The sequence below is a fragment of the Clostridium oceanicum genome (genome assembly GCF_039521385.1).
GTDB classification, from domain to species: Bacteria; Bacillota; Clostridia; order Clostridiales; family Clostridiaceae; genus Clostridium_F; species Clostridium_F oceanicum.
On record NZ_BAAACG010000008.1, the window covers coordinates 175,948 to 197,889 of the forward strand.

The 21,942-nt window shown below is 25.4% G+C and carries 20 protein-coding genes; 5 read left to right on the top strand and 15 right to left on the bottom strand.

The window, feature by feature from the left end; translation table 11 throughout:
• Window positions 1-21: 21 nt before the first annotated feature.
• From ABDZ71_RS07025 to ABDZ71_RS07040, 4 genes are read right to left on the bottom strand one after another with little or no spacing between them, the layout of a single operon-like run.
• Entirely contained in the window at window positions 22-843 is an 822-nt protein-coding gene (locus tag ABDZ71_RS07025; RefSeq protein ID WP_343760258.1) for a PTS system mannose/fructose/sorbose family transporter subunit IID, read from the bottom strand.
• Window position 844: 1 nt separating this feature from the next.
• Entirely contained in the window at window positions 845-1,672 is an 828-nt protein-coding gene (locus tag ABDZ71_RS07030) for a PTS mannose/fructose/sorbose/N-acetylgalactosamine transporter subunit IIC (protein WP_343760260.1), read from the bottom strand.
• 22 nt (window positions 1,673-1,694) lie between these two features.
• Window positions 1,695-2,186 carry a PTS sugar transporter subunit IIB gene (locus ABDZ71_RS07035; RefSeq protein ID WP_343760262.1) on the bottom strand — a complete coding sequence of 164 codons (492 nt, stop codon included), beginning with the start codon at window positions 2,184-2,186 and terminating at the stop codon, window positions 1,695-1,697.
• 25 nt (window positions 2,187-2,211) lie between these two features.
• Window positions 2,212-2,631 (bottom strand): PTS sugar transporter subunit IIA, encoded by a 420-nt coding sequence (locus tag ABDZ71_RS07040; protein WP_343760264.1) that lies wholly within the window; start codon window positions 2,629-2,631, stop codon window positions 2,212-2,214.
• Between the two features lie 301 nt (window positions 2,632-2,932).
• Between ABDZ71_RS07040 and ABDZ71_RS07045 the strand changes: the two genes are divergently transcribed.
• From ABDZ71_RS07045 to ABDZ71_RS07060, 4 genes are all read left to right on the top strand, one after another.
• Complete coding sequence (locus ABDZ71_RS07045) at window positions 2,933-4,003, top strand: GNAT family N-acetyltransferase (RefSeq protein WP_343760268.1); 1,071 nt, start codon at window positions 2,933-2,935, stop codon at window positions 4,001-4,003.
• Between the two features lie 562 nt (window positions 4,004-4,565).
• A complete protein-coding gene (locus ABDZ71_RS07050; protein ID WP_343760270.1) occupies window positions 4,566-5,006 on the top strand; it encodes an ImmA/IrrE family metallo-endopeptidase in 441 nt (146 codons plus the stop codon).
• Window positions 5,007-5,251: 245 nt separating this feature from the next.
• Window positions 5,252-5,620, top strand: a complete 369-nt coding sequence (locus tag ABDZ71_RS07055; protein WP_343760272.1) for an ArsR/SmtB family transcription factor — start codon at window positions 5,252-5,254, stop codon at window positions 5,618-5,620.
• A 27-nt stretch (window positions 5,621-5,647) separates the two neighbouring features.
• The gene (locus ABDZ71_RS07060) at window positions 5,648-8,179 is read left to right on the top strand and encodes a heavy metal translocating P-type ATPase (RefSeq protein ID WP_343760273.1); all 2,532 of its coding nucleotides are present in this window, start codon (window positions 5,648-5,650) and stop codon (window positions 8,177-8,179) included.
• Between the two features lie 258 nt (window positions 8,180-8,437).
• Here the strand turns inward: ABDZ71_RS07060 and sdaAA are convergent, their stop codons facing one another.
• From sdaAA to ABDZ71_RS07110, 10 genes are all read right to left on the bottom strand, one after another.
• Complete coding sequence (gene sdaAA / locus ABDZ71_RS07065) at window positions 8,438-9,328, bottom strand: L-serine ammonia-lyase, iron-sulfur-dependent, subunit alpha (protein ID WP_343760275.1); 891 nt, start codon at window positions 9,326-9,328, stop codon at window positions 8,438-8,440.
• A gap of 12 nt (window positions 9,329-9,340) precedes the next feature.
• Complete coding sequence (sdaAB, locus tag ABDZ71_RS07070; protein ID WP_343760277.1) at window positions 9,341-10,012, bottom strand: L-serine ammonia-lyase, iron-sulfur-dependent subunit beta; 672 nt, start codon at window positions 10,010-10,012, stop codon at window positions 9,341-9,343.
• Between the two features lie 272 nt (window positions 10,013-10,284).
• On the bottom strand, window positions 10,285-11,532 hold the full coding sequence (locus ABDZ71_RS07075) for a diguanylate cyclase domain-containing protein (RefSeq protein ID WP_343760280.1): 1,248 nt from the start codon (window positions 11,530-11,532) through the stop codon (window positions 10,285-10,287).
• A gap of 295 nt (window positions 11,533-11,827) precedes the next feature.
• Window positions 11,828-12,628: a metallophosphoesterase gene (locus ABDZ71_RS07080; protein ID WP_343760282.1), complete on the bottom strand. Its 801-nt coding sequence runs from the start codon at window positions 12,626-12,628 to the stop codon at window positions 11,828-11,830.
• Window positions 12,629-12,987: 359 nt separating this feature from the next.
• Window positions 12,988-15,006: a methyl-accepting chemotaxis protein gene (locus ABDZ71_RS07085; RefSeq protein ID WP_343760284.1), complete on the bottom strand. Its 2,019-nt coding sequence runs from the start codon at window positions 15,004-15,006 to the stop codon at window positions 12,988-12,990.
• A gap of 389 nt (window positions 15,007-15,395) precedes the next feature.
• Window positions 15,396-15,800, bottom strand: a complete 405-nt coding sequence (locus ABDZ71_RS07090; protein WP_343760286.1) for a bacteriohemerythrin — start codon at window positions 15,798-15,800, stop codon at window positions 15,396-15,398.
• Window positions 15,801-15,890: 90 nt separating this feature from the next.
• Window positions 15,891-16,232 (bottom strand): hypothetical protein, encoded by a 342-nt coding sequence (locus ABDZ71_RS07095; RefSeq protein WP_343760292.1) that lies wholly within the window; start codon window positions 16,230-16,232, stop codon window positions 15,891-15,893.
• A 231-nt stretch (window positions 16,233-16,463) separates the two neighbouring features.
• Entirely contained in the window at window positions 16,464-16,688 is a 225-nt protein-coding gene (locus ABDZ71_RS07100) for a hypothetical protein (RefSeq protein WP_343760294.1), read from the bottom strand.
• 47 nt (window positions 16,689-16,735) lie between these two features.
• Complete coding sequence (locus ABDZ71_RS07105) at window positions 16,736-17,332, bottom strand: GNAT family N-acetyltransferase (protein WP_343760296.1); 597 nt, start codon at window positions 17,330-17,332, stop codon at window positions 16,736-16,738.
• A 22-nt stretch (window positions 17,333-17,354) separates the two neighbouring features.
• Window positions 17,355-19,241 carry an endonuclease MutS2 gene (locus ABDZ71_RS07110; protein ID WP_343760298.1) on the bottom strand — a complete coding sequence of 629 codons (1,887 nt, stop codon included), beginning with the start codon at window positions 19,239-19,241 and terminating at the stop codon, window positions 17,355-17,357.
• Window positions 19,242-19,824: 583 nt separating this feature from the next.
• On the opposite strand from ABDZ71_RS07110, the gene ABDZ71_RS07115 reads away from it, so the two are divergent.
• Complete coding sequence (locus ABDZ71_RS07115; protein WP_343760300.1) at window positions 19,825-20,280, top strand: flavodoxin family protein; 456 nt, start codon at window positions 19,825-19,827, stop codon at window positions 20,278-20,280.
• Between the two features lie 118 nt (window positions 20,281-20,398).
• On the opposite strand, the gene ABDZ71_RS07120 is transcribed toward ABDZ71_RS07115, so the two are convergent.
• Window positions 20,399-21,916 carry a LysM peptidoglycan-binding domain-containing protein gene (locus ABDZ71_RS07120; protein WP_343760302.1) on the bottom strand — a complete coding sequence of 506 codons (1,518 nt, stop codon included), beginning with the start codon at window positions 21,914-21,916 and terminating at the stop codon, window positions 20,399-20,401.
• Window positions 21,917-21,942 lie beyond the last annotated feature (26 nt).

Below are 21,942 nucleotides of genomic sequence, written 5' to 3' on the forward strand. Positions count from 1 at the left end.
TTTTATTTTAATTTATAAGGACTATAGGAACTTAGTTCCCACTCCTATGGCTGCAAGTATAACAAGTATACCCATAACTTTAAGAGGTGACATTTTTTTCTTTGCCATTAAGAACCAACAAAATACTACTAAAAGTAATGGAAGTATTTTAGGGAATATCCCATCTAAAACTTTCATAATATCAATTTCCGAACTACCACCTGTTGGAATTTTTAAAGTTGTAGCTAAATTTACATAGGATGCTGCAACTCCACCTACTACTATTGATCCTAATAAATTGAATGATTCACGAGCACGTCTAGCAGCTTCTCCAACTATTAGATCAACAGATTTTGTACCTAATTTGTATCCTTTCATGAAAACAAAATAACTAAGAGCTGTAACTGTAACAAGATAAGTTACTATATAAAATATCGGTCCTAATACATTTCCACCTTGGGCAATTCCCATTGCTATAGAAATTAGTAGCGGTATATACATACCAGGAATCATAGCATCTCCAATACCAGCTAACGGTCCCATAAGTCCTATCTTTATTCCATTTATAACTTCATCATCTACATCTTTTCCATTTGCTTTTTCTTCTTCCAGTCCACAAACTATACCATTTATTACAGACCCTAGTTGAGGTTCTGTATTATAAAAAGCTGAATGTCTTTTTAATGCCTTTTTTTCTTCTTCTTTATTATCACCATACAATTTTTTTATTACTGGAATCATAGATACTGCAAATCCAAAAGATTCTAACCATTCGAAAGACATAGAACTTAAATTTCCAAAATACCATGAACGCCAAGCTTTTCTTAGGGTAGACTTGTCCAATTTTTTAACTTTTTCTCCCATATTATAACTCCTCCTCATCATCTTCAACTAAAGAATTATTATTAGCTGCTACAGCAGTTGGCTTAGCTGTATACTTGAAGTTTAAAAGTGCAAAGAACGTTCCTACTATTGCAAGAGATATCATATTTAATTTTAATGAGGCTATTAAAGCAAATCCAAATAGGAAATATATTAATTCGTAATCTTTTTTTGTTACTTGTCTTAAAAGAATAGCTACACCTACTGCTGGTAACATTCCACCTAAAGCTGTAAGCATTCTCATTACAAAAGATGTGGTTGGAAATAAGTTTATTATATTTTTAGCTATGGAAGATCCATAATATACAACTATGAATGTCGGAATTGCACGTAAAAGTAAAGTTGTAATTTGTGGGCCTATATAATGATTAAATTCTAATCCTTTTGTGTCTCCCTTTTCTATACAAGATATTGCCCTATGATTCCAATAAGAGTTTGTAACCATCATAAAGTTATGAAATATTGTACCAACAGCTCCTACTGCAGTTGCTATAGCTACAGCAGATCCAACAGTTGCGCCCCCTTTAACTGACATAATAGCAAGAGCAACTCCTATATAGGCTGCAGCATTTAAATCTTGTGGCATCTGTCCTCCTGGAGTAACAAGTGCAATAAAAACAACCTGAACTGCTACCCCTACAATTATCCCAGTAGTTACATCACCTAAAATAATACCAATTAAAAATCCAGAAACTATAGGTCTACTAAGTACATACCATCCTCCAGTTAATCCGAAAAACCATGGAACTGAAAGAGAACCTAAGTAAGCTAAAACAGCAATTAATAAGGCTTGAATAACATTTACTTCCATTTAAATTCCTCCTTAATTATAATTATTTATAAAATTTTTTTCTTGCCTCACTCCATAAAACACTCTTTGCATCTGGTACAAGTCTAAAATCTACTCTATAACCTTTATTAAAAATTTTTTCATAAGCTTCTACCTCATCATTAGTTATATCAGCATTATTATTTATATTTACTGTTCCTTCACGAGCACTTTGTGGACCTACATTTACTTTTTTTACTTTTGTTTCAAGATTACTATCCACAAGAATTTTTGCCATGGTAATGGGATCTTTAGTTATTAAAAAATATTTTTTATCGCTATTTACTGCTTGTTCCATTTTACTTAAAAATTTTTCATAAGAGAATATAAATGTTTTCTTTCCTGAAGCAGCCTTTAAAGCTGTTTTCAAAACTGGATTGTTAGCTGCTGCATCATTAACTGCAATTATTCCATCACATGGCTTTTCCATGGCCCATCTTGTAACTACTTGCCCGTGAATTATTCTATCGTCTATTCTTATAAAACTAATTGCCATACAAACTCCTCCTTAATAATTATCCTTATAATTCATCATTTTCATTTTGATCTATTTGGAATTTACTTATACCATCTTTAGATTGACTTATAACTTCTTGCAGATTATCTTCTGATAGCTCCCCTTCCATAAATAGTAAAGATAAAATCATAGGTAAATTTAACCCTGAAATTATTTTGGATTTTTCAAGTAATCCTTTATCTGATAACAAGCTTATTGTTGTTGTGTAAGGTGATCCACCTTTTAAATCTGCTATTGCAATTATTTGCTTGTATTCCTTTACTTCTTCTATAATTTTTTCTAATTTTTCTTTAAAAGTATCAATACCCATATCCTTTTCTAAACATAAATACTCAACATCTTTTAATTCTCCATAAATCATAGTTGCAGCTTCATATATACCTTTAGCAATAGTTCCATGACTTACAATAATAATTTTTTTCAATTTTATCCCCCCTTGTTAAAAATTTAAAATAAAACAATTAGTATAAATTTAGTATTCCTTTTTACATATTATAATGTTATATCATTATAATATATTTAATACGTTTACATGTCAATATATTTTTGTCTATTTATGTCGGTTTTTTTAGAAATATATATTTCTTTTATTTTATAAACATGATAACATTTACTTTAAAGTAATTTATTAACATTTATTGTTAAATATAGTATAATGTGAAAGTGCGATTTTAAACCTACTACATTTATCATGATAAATGTATAAACAAAAGGAGATGTAAATCTTGTATAACAATAAAACAAAATCCTGTGCTGAGCATAAAAATAGTACAGAAAAAAATACTCTAGACTTAAATGAAATGAAAATAATGGATGAAACCGAAGCTTTAGGGGTAATAAAATGTGTATATAACGCTTATGGAAAAACCTTTGTTAACAAAGCATTCTATGATGAAAATAAACTAATTAATTTAAATAAAGAAAATAATTTAATATCTTGTATAGGAAAAAACAAAAATTCTCAAGTAATTGGACATGTTGGAATATCCCCTAATAAAAACTTAAAGACATCAGAAATATGTGCAGCTTTCGTACACTCTTCTTATAGAGGAAATGGTTGTCTTAATAAACTAGCTGATTTTGCAATTAAAACTAGTAAATCTAGAGGTGATATTGCTTGCTATGTATACGCTGTAACTAGTCATTATTATTCACAAAAAGCTGCTCATAAAAATAATTTTAAAGATTGTGCTCTGTTTTTACACAAAGCTCCTAGTTTAAATTTTAAAAATATAAAATCTAAAAATAGAGAAAGAGAAAGTTTACTATTATCCTTTAGATATTTTAAAAAACAAAATAAAAGAAATATTTATGTTACACAAAAATATGAAAAAATATTAAAACAAATATATGAAAATTTAAATATACCAGTTAAGTTTAAATATAAAAAATTTTCTATTATGCCAACTCCATCTAAGTCTTCTATAGATGCTAAAAAAGATAATTACAATAATATAATCCTTAATATAAAAACTATTGGTAAAAATATTTGTGAAGAAATATCTAATATTATAATAAAATCTAAAAAAGAAAATATAAATTCTATATTCTTAACTATAAACATAGAAAATAAAGATACTCCTTATATTATAAGTTATACTGAAAAAATAGGATTTTTATTCGGTGGTGTTCTTCCTGGAGATAAAAACAAAGATTTGTTACTATTTCAATATAATTTAAAAAATATTCCACCTGAAAATATAATAATAGAATCTGATATAGGTAAAAGTTTATTAAACTTTATAAAAAATCAATACAAAAACAATATTAAGAACCAAAAACATAAAGCCATGTAGATAAAATCTTAAAATTAGATTATCAACAAATATTGTAAAAATATATAGTATAAAAACATAGAAACTGCCTTAACCAAAAAGTTTAAGACAGTTTCTCTTAATTATAAAAATAATCTTTCATATAAATAACTATTTAAATTTTAAAAAGCCATTATTCTTTAAACTCATCTAAAAAATAGCTATTAGTAATATAGCTAATTATATTTAACAAATATCTTTAATACTTTCCCTTATTATTTATTATGTTATTTCAATTTAAATATATTTCCTAAAATATTCCATTCGTTGCATAAATATAGTATAATGTAAATGCAGGAGAATTTACTTTACTTAAATAAATTTATAAACTAAAATTCTTATAACTAACTATTCTAAAAATTATTATTACATAAAATGTTTGTATATTAGGAATTATGTAATAAATCTAAAAAACATATGAAAGAAAATATTTTATATTACACAAAATAAAATGACATACTATAAAACTTGCAGAACTTAAGAATAAATTTAAAAGATAAACTCATGATTAAAACAATAATTAAAATCATGGGAGGTTAGTTTAATGCAAGATTCTATAAAAAAACAAGCAAACAGTTTGATAACCAAATATAATACTAATAATCCTTTTGAATTAGCAGATTATCTTGGTTTTATCACAATAATAACACCTCTAGATAATAACATAAGTGGAATTTCCCAAAACTTAAAAAAAAATATAGTTATTTATGTAAACAGTGAATTAGATTACTATAAAAAATTAATTGTTGCGGCTCATGGTTTAGGACATGCTATTTTACATAAAGAAACTGATACTATATTTTTAGAATATACTAATATATGCTTACAAAATAAATATGAAAGGGAAGCTGACTCATTTGCAATTGAACTTTTACTTTATAATAAACAATCATATAAATATAAAGAAAATGTTATAAATAAAACGTCTGCCAAAGAAAGACTTAATTTGAGTATGTTAAATTTTAAGTTTCCACATTCATATTAGTAATATGAAAATAAGCTAGCATGCTAACTAGTTATCTATCTACTTAAATATGTATTATCCATAGTAACTTAAACTATATAATTATAAATTATATGGTTTAAAACATAAAAAACAGAAATATCAAAACAGATATTTCTGTTTTTTATATTTAAAATACTATCTTGACAAATATTATTAATAGAGTTATTCTATAAATAACATATGAATAATTGCTCATATGTTTAATTATTCAAAGGAGTGATATTTTGAAAAATAAATCAAATGATAATATAGAGGTTTGTCATTGTAATTGCATACACAATGATATTGTTGATAAAGTTTCTAAAAATATGTTTTCTGAAGAGGAACTTTCTGAAGTTGCTAAGCTATTAAAAGTTTTTGGGGATACAACTAGAGTAAAAATATTAAATGCCCTTTCTATTGAAAAAATGTGCGTATGCGATTTGGCTAAATTATTAGATATGACTCAATCAGCTATATCTCATCAACTTAGGGTTTTGAAACTACATAGATTAGTTAAATATAAAAAAGATGGTAAGGTGGTCTATTACTCTTTAGATGATTCACATATTAATATGATACTTAATGTAGCATTACAACATGTAAAAGAATAACTGACTTATATAAAAGGAGGGTTACGTGTGACACAAATAAGAAAAAGTAAAAGTAAAATTTTAAATGTTTATAATAGTTCTTCTAATTGTAGCAATAATCACTGTGATAAATATAATCACCATTCCTGTGGTTGCAGCAAAGCTAATTCTCATAATCATAGTAATTCCTGTGAATGTAGCAAAGATTTTTCTAACATAAATAATAACTATTATACAAAAGAATTTATTTTAAAAGGTTTAAATTGTACTAATTGCGCTAATAAAATAGAACGCAATATTAGAAAATTAGATGGAATAACGAACTCTTCCCTTAATTTCTCTACTTCTAGACTTAAAGTTGAATTTGAAAAAAAACTAGAATCAACTATATATGAAATTATAAATAAAATAGTTACTAATCTTGAACCTGATGTAGATGTTATAGATACTTCTATTGTTTTAAATAATGACCATTCTACTAAAGAATTTACTTTAAAAGGTTTAAATTGTACTAATTGTGCTAACAAGATAGAACGTAATATTAAAAACTTAGATGGAGTAATAAACTCTTCTCTTAATTTTTCTACTTCTAAGCTTAAAGTTGAATTTGAAAAAAAACTAGAATCAACTATATATGAAACTATAACCAAAATAGTTACTAATCTTGAACCTGATGTAAAAGTTATAGATACTATATCTAATTTAAATAAATCTAATTCTTATAATAACAAAAAAAATAAAAATAACATTAATACTCTTCCTATAAAAATGATTTTAACTTTAGCTTTTATGGGTTTAGGCTTTTTGTTTAAAAAAGAATCTTTTGGCTTTATCCCTTTTCTTATTGGATATTTTATTATTTCATTTAGCATAATGAAAAAATCTATAAAAAATATTATAAAAGGAGAAATTTTTGATGAAAATTTCTTAATGGTAATAGCTACTTTAGCTGCTATATCTGTTGCTGAATATCCTGAAGCTATTATGGTTATGCTTTTATACCAAGTAGGTGAATATTTTCAAGGAAGAGCAGTTGAATCTTCAAGGAAATCTATCAGTGATTTGATGGATATTAGACCTGATTATGCAAATTTAAAATCAAACAATAAAATAAAAAAAGTATCCCCTAATAAAGTATCTGTTGGAGATATAATAATAGTAAAACCTGGTGAAAAAGTTCCTTTAGATGGCATAGTTATTGAAGGAAACTCTTCTGTAGATACAAAAGCACTAACTGGAGAATCTATCCCTAAAGAAGTTTCCAAAAATACTAGTATTACAAGTGGTTTTATAAATATTGATGGTTTATTGACTATAAGAGTCACTAAAACATTTGGTGAATCTGCTGTATCTAAGATATTAGACTTAGTTCAAAATGCCACTTCTAAAAAAGCCAAAACTGAACTTAGAATAACAAAATTTGCAAAATATTATACTCCTATAGTTGTTTTAATAGCTGTTTTATTAACAATAATTCCTCCTATTTTTATACCTTCACAAACATTTAATACATGGCTTATAAGAGGAGCTACTTTCTTAGTTGTTTCTTGTCCTTGTGCATTGGTTATATCTATTCCTATGTCTTATTTTGCAGGACTTGGAGCTTCTTCTAAAAGTGGAGTTTTAGTTAAGGGCGGAAATTATCTTGAAGCCTTAAATAACGTTGGCACTTTAGTTTTTGATAAGACTGGAACTCTTACAAAAGGGAATTTTAAAGTAGATAAAATAGTTTCTTCAAATGATTTTAATAAAGATGACTTTTTAAAATATGTAGCCCATGTAGAAAGTTTTTCAACTCACCCTATTGCAGTATCTATAGTGTCTGAATTTAATGGAACTATAAATAAAGATTTAATTAAAAATTATAAAGAAATACGAGGAAAAGGTGTTGAAGCTTTAGTTGATGGAAAATTAGTTTCAAGTGGTAATTTAAAATTTCTTAGGGATAAAGGAATAACAGTTGCTGAATCTGATGCTTTTGGTACAGTTATCTATACTGCTATAGATAACAAGTATATTGGTTTTATATCAATTAAAGATGAAATAAAAGAAGATTCTAAAAAAGCTATTTTAGGATTTAAAAAATTAGATATAAATAATATAGTAATGTTAACTGGTGATAGAAAAATAACTGCAGTAAATGTTTCTAAAGAATTAAGCATATCTAATTATAAATATGGATTATTACCTAATGAAAAAGTCTCAGAAGTTGAAAATTTAATTAAAAATAAAGGAAACAAATCTCTAGTCTTTGTAGGTGATGGAATAAACGATGCACCTGTTTTAGCTAGAGCAGATGTAGGAATTGCTATGGGTGGTGTAGGATCTGATGCCGCTATAGAAGCTGCTGATGTTGTTATAATGAATGACGCTCCTTCAAAAATAATAAACGCTATTAAAATAGCTAAAAAAACTAAAAGAATAGCAAACGAAAATATATTTATGTCAATTTTAGTTAAACTTATAATTATGGTATTAGCACTATTTGGACTTGCCCCAATGTGGCTTGCCATATTTGGAGATGTAGGAGTATCAATTATAGCAGTATTTAATGCTATGAGAATATTAAAAATCAATTAAATATCTTTTATTTTATAAAATAATACTTGAATTTTAAAAATGGTCATTTAAATAGTTATTATACTTACAGTAAAATACTATACTTCTCTATTTTTTTAACTATAGTATATTAAATGAAAACCATAAATTATTTAGTTTAAAATAATTTATGGTTTTTTTATTTTAAATTTATGTATAAAAATTAGTATTAACTTTTAAAATTACTACTAACTCTTAGAAATAATATACTATACATTTAAATAATATTTTATTAAAATATTATTTTCTGCAGCCAGCACATCCAAATACTTTTTCTTTAAGTTTAAGACCTGTACATGTTGTTGCTGTTCCTCCTAATGCAGTTTCTCTAAGTGATGGTGGCATTTGCTTTCCTACCTTATACATAGCTTCTACTGAATCATCAAAAGGAATTTTACTTTCAACTCCTGCCATAACTATGTCTACTGTAGTTAAAGCACTTACTGTTCCAGCAATATTTCTTTTTGCACAAGGGATTTCTACAAGGCCAGCTACAGGATCGCATACAAGTCCTAATATGTTTTTAATAACTATAGATGCTGCATCTAAAGCCATTTTAGGAGTTCCATCCATCATTTCAACTACTGCTGCAGATGCCATTGCAGCGGCTGAACCACATTCAGCTTGACAACCACCCTCAGCTCCAGCTGTTGTTGCATTTTTTGATATTAAAATTCCAACTCCTGCTGCTGTAAATAAAGCTTTTACTAAATCATCTTCACTTTTATCTAATTTTTCTCCAGCTGAAATTATTGTGGCTGGCAAAATTCCTGAGGATCCTGCTGTTGGTGATGCTACAATTTTCCCCATAGCAGCATTAACTTCTGATGTTGAAATAGCTCTAGCCATGGCTTTAGTCATAAATTCTCCTGTTAAGGTTTTCTTTTCCTTTGAATATTTATCAAGTTTTAAAGCATCTCCTCCTATTAGACCACTAACAGAATTAACTTCTTTTTTTCTGCCTTCTTCTGAAGATTTAATCATAACTTTAAGACTTTGTCTCATATTTTCAAAAACTTTTTCTTTAGATATTCCACTATTGTCTGCTTCTTCTAATAATGTATATTCCCATATTTTTAATCCATTTTTATTACAAACTTCTAAAAGCTCACTACCTTTGTTTACAAACATACTATTTTCCTCCTAATTTATTGGGTTAATTACTGTAACATTCTTAATATGTGGTATTTTCTTTATCTTTTCTATTATAGTTGAAGAAATTTGTCCATCTGTTTCAAAGGTCATAGTAGCTTCTAACCCTTTAACTATTCTTAAAACTTTCATAGTTGCTATATTTATATCTTCTGAATACATCATAGTACTTATTTTAGATATAATTCCTGGTACATCTTTATGATGAGTTATTATAGTTGGATTATTACCAGTAAATTCTATAGACTGTCCATCTAATTCTGTTATTACTATATTTCCACCACCTATAGATGAACCTATAATTTCAGTTACTTTTCCATCCTTTTTAGTTATAATAAATTTTACAGTGTTTGGATGTATATCTCCTAAATCTGTTTCTATAAACTGATACTTAATTCCCATTTTATCAGCAATTTCAAATGAATTTTTAAGATTTTCATCCCAAGGATCCATATTTAAAATTCCTGCAATCAAAGCTTTATCTGTTCCATGACCTTTGTAAGTTTTAGCAAAAGAACCATGAAGCAGAAACTTAACTTCTTTTATATTCCCTCCTGCAATTGATGCTGCTACTTTAGCAAGTCTTGCTGCCCCTGCAGTATGTGAACTAGAAGGTCCTATCATAACAGGCCCTATTACATCAAACACACTGTATTCCTTCATTGTAGTTTCCTCCCTATAGTATATATATTAAGTTTTATTTCAAATTAATGATTTTTATTTCACTTTTATGAAATATCCTATTTTTAGTATACTCTATTTTCAGCTTTTTTTAAACTGTTAAAGGTATAAGTTATATAATTAGTAAAAATTTATATTTTGTTATAAAAAAAGCTGTATATGTAACTTATCCAATAGATATATTACATATACAGCTTTTTTTATTTAGGCATATAAAAATAAACTAACATACTAATTATTTATTTGAATGTGCCTTATAATACTTTATCATAAACATAATATTCACTTGTATGACTTCTTTTAGCTATATACATAGCCTTATCTGCTTTTTGAATTAAAGTTTCTGCATCACTACCGTGCATAGGAGCAAAACTTATGCCTATGCTAACTTTTATATTCATAATATTATTTTCAACATAAACTGGTTGATTAAATACTTGTATTATCCTTGAAACTATATTTTTAGCTTCTTTTGTACTTCCTACATTTTTCAATAATATAGTAAATTCATCTCCGCCTATTCTAGCAACTAAATCCTCTTTTCTAAGTACTCCCTTCATTCTATTAGCAGCTTTACATAACAATTTATCCCCTATGCTATGTCCAAAAGTATCATTTATAAATTTAAAATTATCTAAATCTAAAAACATAACTGCTAAATTATTATTACTCTCTTTAATATTTTCTAATTCTCTTTTCAACTCTACATTAAAAGAATTTCTATTAGGCAAGTCAGTAAGGGAATCAAAATAAGCTAAATGTTTTGTGTGATCGCTAGTTTTTTTTCTTTCTGTAATGTCTCTTATATAAGTTGCTATACAAGCTTTTCCTTCAACTTCTAGTATTTTAGTTATCTCTTCACTATAAAATTTTGTTCCATCCTTTTTCCTGTGAATTTTTTCTGTACTGCTATCTAAAGAAAAAAAATTCTCTTCTAATTCAATATCTTTAGGTATTAAATCCTTTATATTTAATTTTGTTATTTCATTCATTTCATATTGAAACAAATCACAGGCTGCATTATTACAATATAGTATTCTTCCTTCTAAATCCCTTATAAATATAGCTTCTAATGATAAGTTTATAAGAGCCTTGTATTTTTTTTCTTCTATTTTTAGTGTCAATTCTTTGTTTTTATATGGAGTTATATCATATACTGTGATTAATAAATGTTCATTATTATCTATAAATATACTAAGTTTACCCCATTTTTTAGTTTTATCAAAGTATCCTTCAAATTCTATTTCCTTTTGCTCATTCTTTATCATATTAGATAATTTATCTAACAAATATAGTTTATATTTTGTAAATCTTAATAAATTATTCTTGTTTTCGTATTCTGTAAGTCCAGTAACCTTTCCAAATTCTTCATTTGAGTGTAGTATGTATATATCTTCAGCCATACCTGAACAATTTAATATAATTTTACAATAGCAATAAGCTATTCCCATCTTTTGCATAATAGAATAGCTTAAATCTTTTATTATGTCCTTGGCTTTCATAAATGTATACCCCCCAAATTTGCAATCGAATAAAGTTTTGAGTAAACTCTTAATCTATATGATATATATTATGTAAACACCTTGATGATATTATACCATATTCTTCTAAAAAGTCACATGATTTCTTCATATACTATTCATATAATATAAACTTTAGAACATCACTTATATTAATATTATATAATAACACTTTTTATCAAATACTAGTTTTCAGAATATATGAATACATTTTACCATATTTTTCTATATTTTTATAGATATCTTTTTAACTTTTCTGAATATTATTTCAGATTTTTTATTTACTAGAACTATTTTTTATAACTAATTGGGATATTTGGCTTCTATTTAAAAATCTTAAAGGAAACCTACTATATCCTAACCCACTATCTATATATAGTATAGTATTATTTCCAATTCTAAAGACACCTTTATCATATTTTGAATTAATATTAATTCCTTTATCTGGTGTTATTATTGCTCCTAGAAAAGGTAATCTTACTTGCCCACCATGAGTATGACCACTTAGTACCAAATCTATATTTGATAAATCAAAATTCAGTGCCTTATCAGGACTATGAATAATCATTATGTTAAATTGTTTTTTATCTAAGATACTTTCTTTTTTATATTGTGGATTTAAATGATCTACCCCTATTATATTTATATTAGAATTTCCTGTTAATATTTCTAAATTTTTATTATTCAAAATGGATACTCCATTTTTTTCTAAAAAACTTATCAACAACTCATGTTTACTATTTTCATACTCATGATTACCAGATACAAAAAATATATTTGAAGTTATTTTTCTTATATTTTTTATAAATTCAAAAGAATAGGTCAAATCATTGGATTTTCTATCTATCAAATCTCCAGTTATCACTATTAAATCTGGTTTAAACTTTTCTAATTTATAAAAAATATTTTTAAATATTAACTTTTTATTATGATAATCTGATATATGTAATATTTTTATATCATTTTCTATCTTGTCAAATCTAAGTTCTTCAAAATGAACTTTAGGTATATTAATCTGTATAAAAATATATGTACATAAACTCAAAACACATATCACAAAAAATACACTAGCATTCATTAAATTATCTCCTTAAAATAATCTTTTCTCTTACAAAATATTAATATTATATTTTAATTTGTATTTATATATATTACCATATATATAAATTAAATTGTAGTTTTTTGTATTTTATTGATTATACTTGTCTAATACTGTAAGATACATTATTATATTTAAAATTTTTAATATTGAAATTACAATTTAAATATTACATTATATATACTAACCATAAACTAATACAATACTTTAATGGTTACCTATTAGCAAACATTATAGAGATACAAAAAAGGTTGTAATTTTTACAACCTTTTATCGTTTAATATACTTTATAGTATATATTATATATCGTTCCCTATTACATAGTCTTTATCTATTTATTATTCTATATGAAAATTATTAACTTCTTTTTTCATCCCTTTAGTCATATCATTTAATTTCTTAGCAGTTTCCTCAACTTGATTTGATATAGCAGTCATTTCTTCACTTGAAGCTGAAATTTCCTCACTTGAAGCTGAAACTTGCTGTGATATAGCAGATATATTCTCTACTTTAGATATTATATTATCTTTATCTTTATTTATCTCTAGAGTAGCTTTAGTTGTATTTTTTATTTTAGGTATTATTTCATCCACTGCTTTAGTTATTTTATTAAAAGATTTCATTGCTATATCTATATTACATTGTTGTTTTTCTAAATCTTCTTTAACTTTAAGTGTATTTCCCCCCATATTTTTTGCATCATTTATAGTATTATTAACTATTAAAGATATATTTTCAGAAGAAGTTTTGCTTTCTTCTGCAAGCTTTCTTATCTCATCTGCAACTACTGAAAAACCTCTTCCTGCCTCTCCTGCCCTTGCAGCTTCAATTGCTGCATTTAAAGCAAGAAGATTTGTTTGATCTGCAATAGAATTTATTAAATTTGTTATTCCATTTATTTGACCTATGTTATCCTCAACGCTTTTAGTAGCTTTAACTAAATTATTAAATTCATCTTTCACACTTTCTACAGATTGAATAAGTATATTCATGTTTTTGCTACTATCATCTGATGTATTCTTTATATTAAAAGTATTTTTTTCTATCTCTTCAATAGATTTAGATACTTTTTCTATATTTCCCCCAAATTTATTTAAAATTTCATTTATAAAGGAAAGCTCTTCTGATTCATTTTGGTTGCCCTTTGCCATCTCTTGTATGCTTAAGGAAACACTTTCTGAAGAAGATGCCATTTCACTTGAAGCATTATATAAACTATCCGATTCATTTTCTATATCTTCTGATGTATTTTTTATTTCATTTATCATATTTCCTACTGATTTTTTCATAATATCTATTGCATTTACCATCTTACCAATTTCATCTTCTCGTTCTAAATCTCTTTTATCAATTCTAAAACTCAAATCACCTTTAGATGCTGTTTCAATATAATTCACTCCTGATTGAATATTACTAGAAAGTTTTGATGATATAAATTTTATAAGTATAGATGCTATAACAATGCATACTATAGAAATAATCACTATTCCTCTGTTAAGCTCATTTAAATGAGATAAAACTTGTTTCTTTTCAATTACTGCTCCAACTATCCATCCTGTATTTTTAATTTCAGAATATCCTATAACTTTTTCTATTCCTTTATATTTATAACTAGTCTTTCCATTTTTATTTTCAGTCATATCTTTTATTGCTTTTGAAACACTTTTAAAGTTAGCATCTGTCTTCATTTTATCTACAAGATTAACTTGATTTTTAACTAAACTTAAATCGTTATCTGCAACAGATACACCATCTTTATTTATTATAAAAGAACTTTTTGTTCTTCCAACTTTTATATCACTAACTACCTCACTAAATTTTTCTGCTTTTGTAGCAGAAGATAAAACCCCTATTATTTTATCATTAGATTTTATTGGAACACTGTATATTATAGCAAGATCAGAAGTAACCTTACTTTTCAAAGGATCCGTTACACATTCTTCTCCTTTAAGAGCTTTTATTATATTTTCTTCATTCATTACATTTGCAGTTACACCATTTGTATAAAAAGATTTACCCTTAGTATCTACTATTTCCATCCTTAAATAATCATTTTCTTTAACTTTTTCTTTAAGAAAATCTAATTTTTTTTGCAAACTTAACTTCTCATCCTCTATTATTGGATTATTAGCTATTGATTTTAAAACCCTAAATTCACTATTTATTTTTTCTTCTACAGTATTGGCTGCTTGTTTAGAAAATTCTGGCAACATCATGTCTACAGTCTTTTCCAAAGAATTTTTGCTTATAACATAGGATGTCACCCCAAAGCCTATAGATACTACAACCATTAATATAGTAAAATACAGCATCATTTTTGCTCCTATGGTTTTTATGTTCAGTGCTAGTTTTTTCAAAATAATCCCCCCATATTTACGAAACATTACAAATTACAAAATTCTATTTTTCTTTATCTATAGACATTTTCTTTTATAAACATCTATTTTATGACTTACTTATCATTTTCGTATTAGATTATAATACTCTTAATAGTTTATATAAAAAATATCCTTAAAATTTATTTTTTATAAATATTGTGTATTTTTATAATATTCTGTAACTTATCATTAACTTATACTAAAATTTATTTTCAAAAATAAAAAACAGCCCTAACAGCTGTTTTTTTATACTTATATATTATTTTAAACATTAGTTTCAAACTGTATTTTTATAATTTAAAAAATATAAAATAAATAATAATTGAAATATATATAAAGTATTATTTAAAATACAAATTCACTAAATTTTAATCTACATTACATTCATTTTGTATCCTTTTATCTTCCTTTAACATATGATTTATTATCCATTCAAAAACAAACTTTAATAAATTATTTATATATTCATCTTGATTAGTATCTATTTTTTTTAAATCTGCAGAATAAATTTTTTCAATAAATGCATCATGTTCTTTCTTTTGATTAAAATAACGCTTACATTTATTCTTTAGCATATATTCTTCTTCTAAATTAAAATGGTATTTAGTATATCTACGTAATTCTTCTATTATATCAACTATTTCATCATACTTATCTATGCAAAAATCATTTTTTAATAATTTATAAGCATCATTTCCTATTTTAAAAAGCTTTTTATGCTGTAAATCAATACTGTCTATACCTACAGAATATTCTTCTTTCCACTTTAACATATTATAATGCCTCCTGTCATATAAAAACTATATATTATAATTCGTAGATTTTATTTTAATATTTATAAAAAAACTTATATTTAATACCAATTAAATATATTTATTTGTTTTATAATAATTTAATATATCCTTACTTACAAAAAATGCTAATATTAAATTAATTATTGGAAATAAGCTTATAGTCAATAGTAACATATACACTATATATTTCTTACCATCTAACACAGACTTAGCAATATTTTTCATAAATTCTGCTGATTTATTATTACCTTCTTTTTTCATATTTTCTACTTCTTCATTTATATCTTTCATAACTTTAAAAGAACTTGATGGTCTATTAATTCTTGAAGCTACTAATATAGCCATAAATGTATATATAGATAAAATTAAATAACAATTTATTAATAGTAAATAGATATTATTTATTATCATTTGTGTTCCTACTTTCAAATATTAGTTAATAATTAATATTAATCTTTCTTATATTATTATATAACATTATACATACAAATTCATCATTTAATTCTATAAATTTACATTTATTTTTAATAATTATTATAATACTAAAGAAACTTTAGTATACAAAAGATTTTAATTTTTAAAATATACAATAAAGACTTTCAATTTAAATATATAAATTGAAAGCCTCCATTATACAAACTTCTATTTTGATTTATTATCTTTTAATATTTCTTCTGCTTTTTTATTCATATTAGGATATAAATTACTAGGAACAAACTCTTTACCTAATTTAGAAGATACAATATACCTAGCACATTTTGTTTTATCTCCTTCACAATATTTTCTTTTATACATAAGTCCTAATCCAGAATTTATATTCATCTTATCATTATAAAATGGACACTTGTCTAAATTCTCACACTTCATATTTCTGCCTCCTAATAAATTATATTTTAAATCTATTATCTAATTTATTATTTAAAAACACTTTTTATTTCTTCTAATTTTTCATTAGATATATTTTCTTTTAATAATCCTAATAATAGCCTATTCTCATAATTCTTATTTTTGTTATTTAAATAATAGTTCTTTTGAATCCCTTCTTTTTTAAATCCATTTTTAATCATTACTTTTTTAGACCCTATATTATCTTCTACACAATCTCCTGTTAATCTTTTAGCATCTAAATAATTGAAGGCATAATTTATTAGAAATTCACAAGCTAAAGTACCATATCCTTTATTCCAATGAAGATCATCTAATTGATAACCTATTAAATAGTTATGTGGACAAAAATCAATAGGCATTACAGCGCATTGACCTATAAATTCTCCTGTTTTCTCTTCTATTATAGTAAAACAAGCATTCTTTGGAAGTTTATTTTCTTTTATTGATTTTTCTATTTCCTCTGCTATTGGTTTAAAATAACTAATGGTTTCTTCTTCCCTGTTAGGTCCAAAGAATAAATATCTACAAACAGACTCTTTCTTTAACATTTTAGCCACTAACTTTAAATCTTTTTCCTTTAAATAACTAAATTTTATATAATCTTTACTCCAATTTTTTTTCATTTTAAAATCCCCTCATCTATAACTATTTTTCTATTTCTTTTCTTATTTTCTTTAAAGCTTTTTTAGATCCTCTTTTAATATCTTTTACAAGCTTTCTTTCTTTAAAACTTGTAAACAATTGATTTAAATCATACCCCTTTGGATAGAGTTTTTCAGAGGGTAATTCTAATTTAACTCTTTTATAATTTACCTTTATAAACTCCTTATTATAAAAAACCACAATATTGTTTAGTTCATCTTTTTCCTTATAAACTATAGCAGATTCATTCTCTTCTAAAAGTAAAACCTTATCTCCCATTTTATAATTATAAAAATCTTCTTCTTTTTCTTGAGCTTTTTTCTTTTTTATCTTACTCTGATGTACTAAAGTATAATCATAATTTTTATTTTTTATATATTCTTTTGCTTTTTCTAAAACATCATTTTCTATTCCCATCTTCTTTGATATATAAAGAGCATTGCTATCTCCTGATTTACCAACTTTAAGTCTATAGGTAGGCTCTAAAGTATCTTTTTTAAACTCCATAGCTGCATTTTCAAAATCAGGGTGATTATAAGAAAAGTTTTTAATCTCTCCATAATGGGTAGATGCAACTGTTATGCATCCTTTATGATAAAATTTTTCTAATAAAGCTATAGCAAGTGCTGCACCTTCATTTGGTTCTGTTCCACTGCCTATTTCATCAAACAACAATAATGTAGATTTACTGCTATTTTTTAAAATATAAGCTAAATTTTTAACATGGGAAGAAAAAGTACTTAATGAATTTTCAATACTTTGGTTATCACCAATATCAACATATATATTATCAAAAACCGCCATCTCTGTATCTTTTCTACAAGTTATATGAAATCCTGACTGAATAGCTAAAGTTAAAAGACCTATTGTTTTTAATACTACAGTTTTACCTCCTGCATTTGGCCCTGTTATAATCAAACTTCTAAAATCTTCTCCTAAATTTACATTTAAAGAAACTGGATTAGATATTAAGGGATACTTACCTTCTACTATATTTAAATATCCATAATCGTTAAGTTTAGGAGATACACCATTTATTTCTTTACTATACTTTGCTTTAGCTAAAATCATATCATACTCTGATATAACATCTATATTAATCTTTAAATCTTTTTCTCTTTCAAAAAGCATTTCTGTTAAAGTTGCTAAAACTTTGTATTCCTCTACACTTTCTTCTGCCTTTAATACATTTAATTCTGTTACATATTTATCTATAGATTTAGGCTCTATAAAAACTGTAGTACCTTTAGATGAAGTTTCTATTATATTACCTTCTATTTTATTTTTATAAGCAGCTTTTATTGGTATAGTATATTTATCATTTCTTTTACTTATAAAAAACTCCTGAATACACTTTCTATTTTTATCAGACTTTAGGAATTTTTCTAATCTTTCTCTTATTTTTTCTTCACAATTATCAATATTCCTTCTTATCTTCTTTAATTGTTTAGTTGCATTAGAATCTACTCTATTTCCCTTTATTGATATATTTATTTCTTCTTCTATATAACTTAGATCTGATATATTTTCTCCATAGGCACTTAATGTAGGAGCATATCCTTCTTTATCTTTTATAAAAGTTTTAATTTTTCTACAGCCTCTTAAAAAGTTTGACATCATAGTTAAATCTGATGCTTCTAGTGATGCACCTTTATCTATCTTTTCTATAAGATTTGTAACGTCAAATATTCCTTCTAAAGGTATGTGATACCCAATATCTAAAAGATTCCTACCTTCTGAAGTTTCATTTAACATTCTTTTTACTTGTTTTATATTGCTAGTTGGCTGAAGATTATCTATAAGCTTTTCACCTAATCCACTTACACAATGTGTTTTTACAATATCTTTTAATCTATAATAATCTAATTTTTTCAATGTATTTTTATCCATTTTATTATTCCTCTCTTTAAACTTTTAATTGAATAAGCAAATTTACTATAAAGCCATAAATTTATTGACAGATTTCAATTTCTAAAATAAAAAAAGCTGTGGATAACTACCACAGCTTTAATTTAACAATTAATAAAGATAGCTTAGCTATCTTTAAAGCAAATTCGCTTTGGTGTATCTTCAATAGTATTAATTAATTCCACAACAAACAAAGGTATAAAATATACCTATTTTGGAATTAATATTAAGTTACCTATTTAAGATACTATACACTCACAAACATGCCTCTCTTCATTTTGAAATCTATCATTATATTTATAATATACTATCTATAAAACATAAAGTCAACATTCATATATTTACTCTTGCTATTTTCTGTTAATATAGTATAATATTTTTGCTATATTTTATTCATATTAGGGGGATTTTTATATTAATATACCAGGCCTTTACACAAATACAAGGAAATATATTAAATGAACAAAAAGATAATATTTTATCTACCATTACCAATTTACTATAATTTGGAATATAATAATTATATAAACTAATAGACACGGAATTAATTTTAGGAGGAGTAGTGTTGAAAACTTTAATAATATACGAATCTATACATCACGGTAACACCAAAAAAGTGGTAGACATAATTGGAAAAGTACTAAAAGCCAAAATAATTAAGGCTGAAAATGTTAATATAGGTACTCTTAGAGAATATGATTTAATCGGATTTGGCTCTGGAATATATTATGGAAAATTTCATAAAAACATAAATAAATTGATTGATAAAATGCCTATATTATTAAATAAAAAAGTATTTATTTTTTCTACAAGTGGAATAGGGAAAAAAAAGTTTAACAATTCTATTGTAGAAAAATTAAAAGAACATGGATTAGAAAATGTTGGTAATTTTTCTTGTAAAGGACATAATACTTACGGTCCTTTCAAAATAATAGGAGGAATAGCAAAAAATAGACCTAATGAAAAAGATCTTGAAGATGCAAAAAACTTTGCGGAAAATCTTTTAAAAATAGCTAAATAAGCTATTTTAAAAAAATTATTATAAAATATACAAATATTAATTTTATATAATTTGAACTAAAAAGTAATTCCTATATGATATTAAATAATCATATAGGAATTTATTTGTTGTTTAGCTTTTAAAATCTTTTAACTACAACATCTTCTTTTATCATAGGCCATATATCTTTATCTTCCATTCCAAGTCTCCAAAGAGCTACTCCTTTAATTCCTTTTTTATAAGCTAAATTAATTTTAGAATATAAGCTTCTTTCATCTTCAAACCAAACTTGATGCTTTTGTCCTTTATCATCTACGTAATCAAAATAGGGTGTTTGCCTTTCTTCACTAAATTTAATATTAGCATTGTACTTTTCTGCTAGTTTTATAGCTGAATCATAAGTTACATAGGTAGTTTTTCCTGTATCTAAATTAAAATCAAATCCAAAAACTGAAACTGCTCCTACTACTTTATATCTTGGAATTCGGCTTATTGTATAATCTAAAACCTTTCTCATCCATCCTGTGGTAACAGCAGGTCCTGGAGGACTTCCTGGCCATCCAAACTCATTATAGAGCATAACTATAAACTCATCTACTACTGCACCTATAATTTTATAATCAAAAGGATCAGAAAATGGATTAAAAGGTTCATCACTTATTCTTGAAGGAATAGATGCTGATAAATAATATCCTTTCTTTTTTAATTCTTTAGCTAATTCTACATATAGATATGAAAGCCTATCACTATCTTCTATATAAACATCTTCTATATCTATATTCACACCATCAAAACCATATTTTTCAATTAACTCTATTAAATTATCTATAAATTTTTTTCTATTCTCCTTAGTAGATAAAAGCTCTTTAACTGCTTCTTTCGCTTTAGTTGTTCCCCCATCTTTATAAAGAAGATTATGAACAACTGCAAGCATTTTTATATTATTTCTATGACCTATTTCAATTAATTGTTTTACATCTTCATCTGTAAATTCTCCACCATATTTTTCTATAGAAGTAGGGTCATCTGCATTTATCCTAAACATAAATAAACCAACTTCTGATAAACTTTCTTTATTATTTATAAAAGAGTTAAAAGAACTAGGAAGTGTTGGTCCCTCTTCTAAAGTATAAAATCCAACTATTGAAGATACTGGTTTCATATCTCCATAAACATTAAACTGAACTAATTCAGAAGATACCCAGCCTTCATCATCATTAAATAATTTAACTTTATACCAATTATCATACACATCTAATATAGGTAGTTTTGCACCTTTTGCCATATTATATAATATCTCTGACTGGGTACTTGGTAAAGCTCTTATATTAACTGAATCTACTAAAGTCACTCCTTCTGTATAAGCTGGTATTTGAAGAACTTCTCCTACAAATAAATTTGTTGACTCTAAATTGTTTAATTTCATTATACTTTTTTCTGTAGTTTGAAACTTTTTAGCTATAGAATATAAGCTATCTCCAGGCCTTACCTTATAAGTTGAAATAGGTATAGCTAATCTTTGACCTGGAAATACTTCATTTGTTTCAAGTCCATTATATTCTTTTAATTCTTCAACTGAAATTCCATATTTTTTTGCTATTGAAAATAAAGAATCTCCTCTTGTAACAGTATAAACTATGTTTGGTTGTCTATACATTAAATATCCCTTCTATAAATTATTGC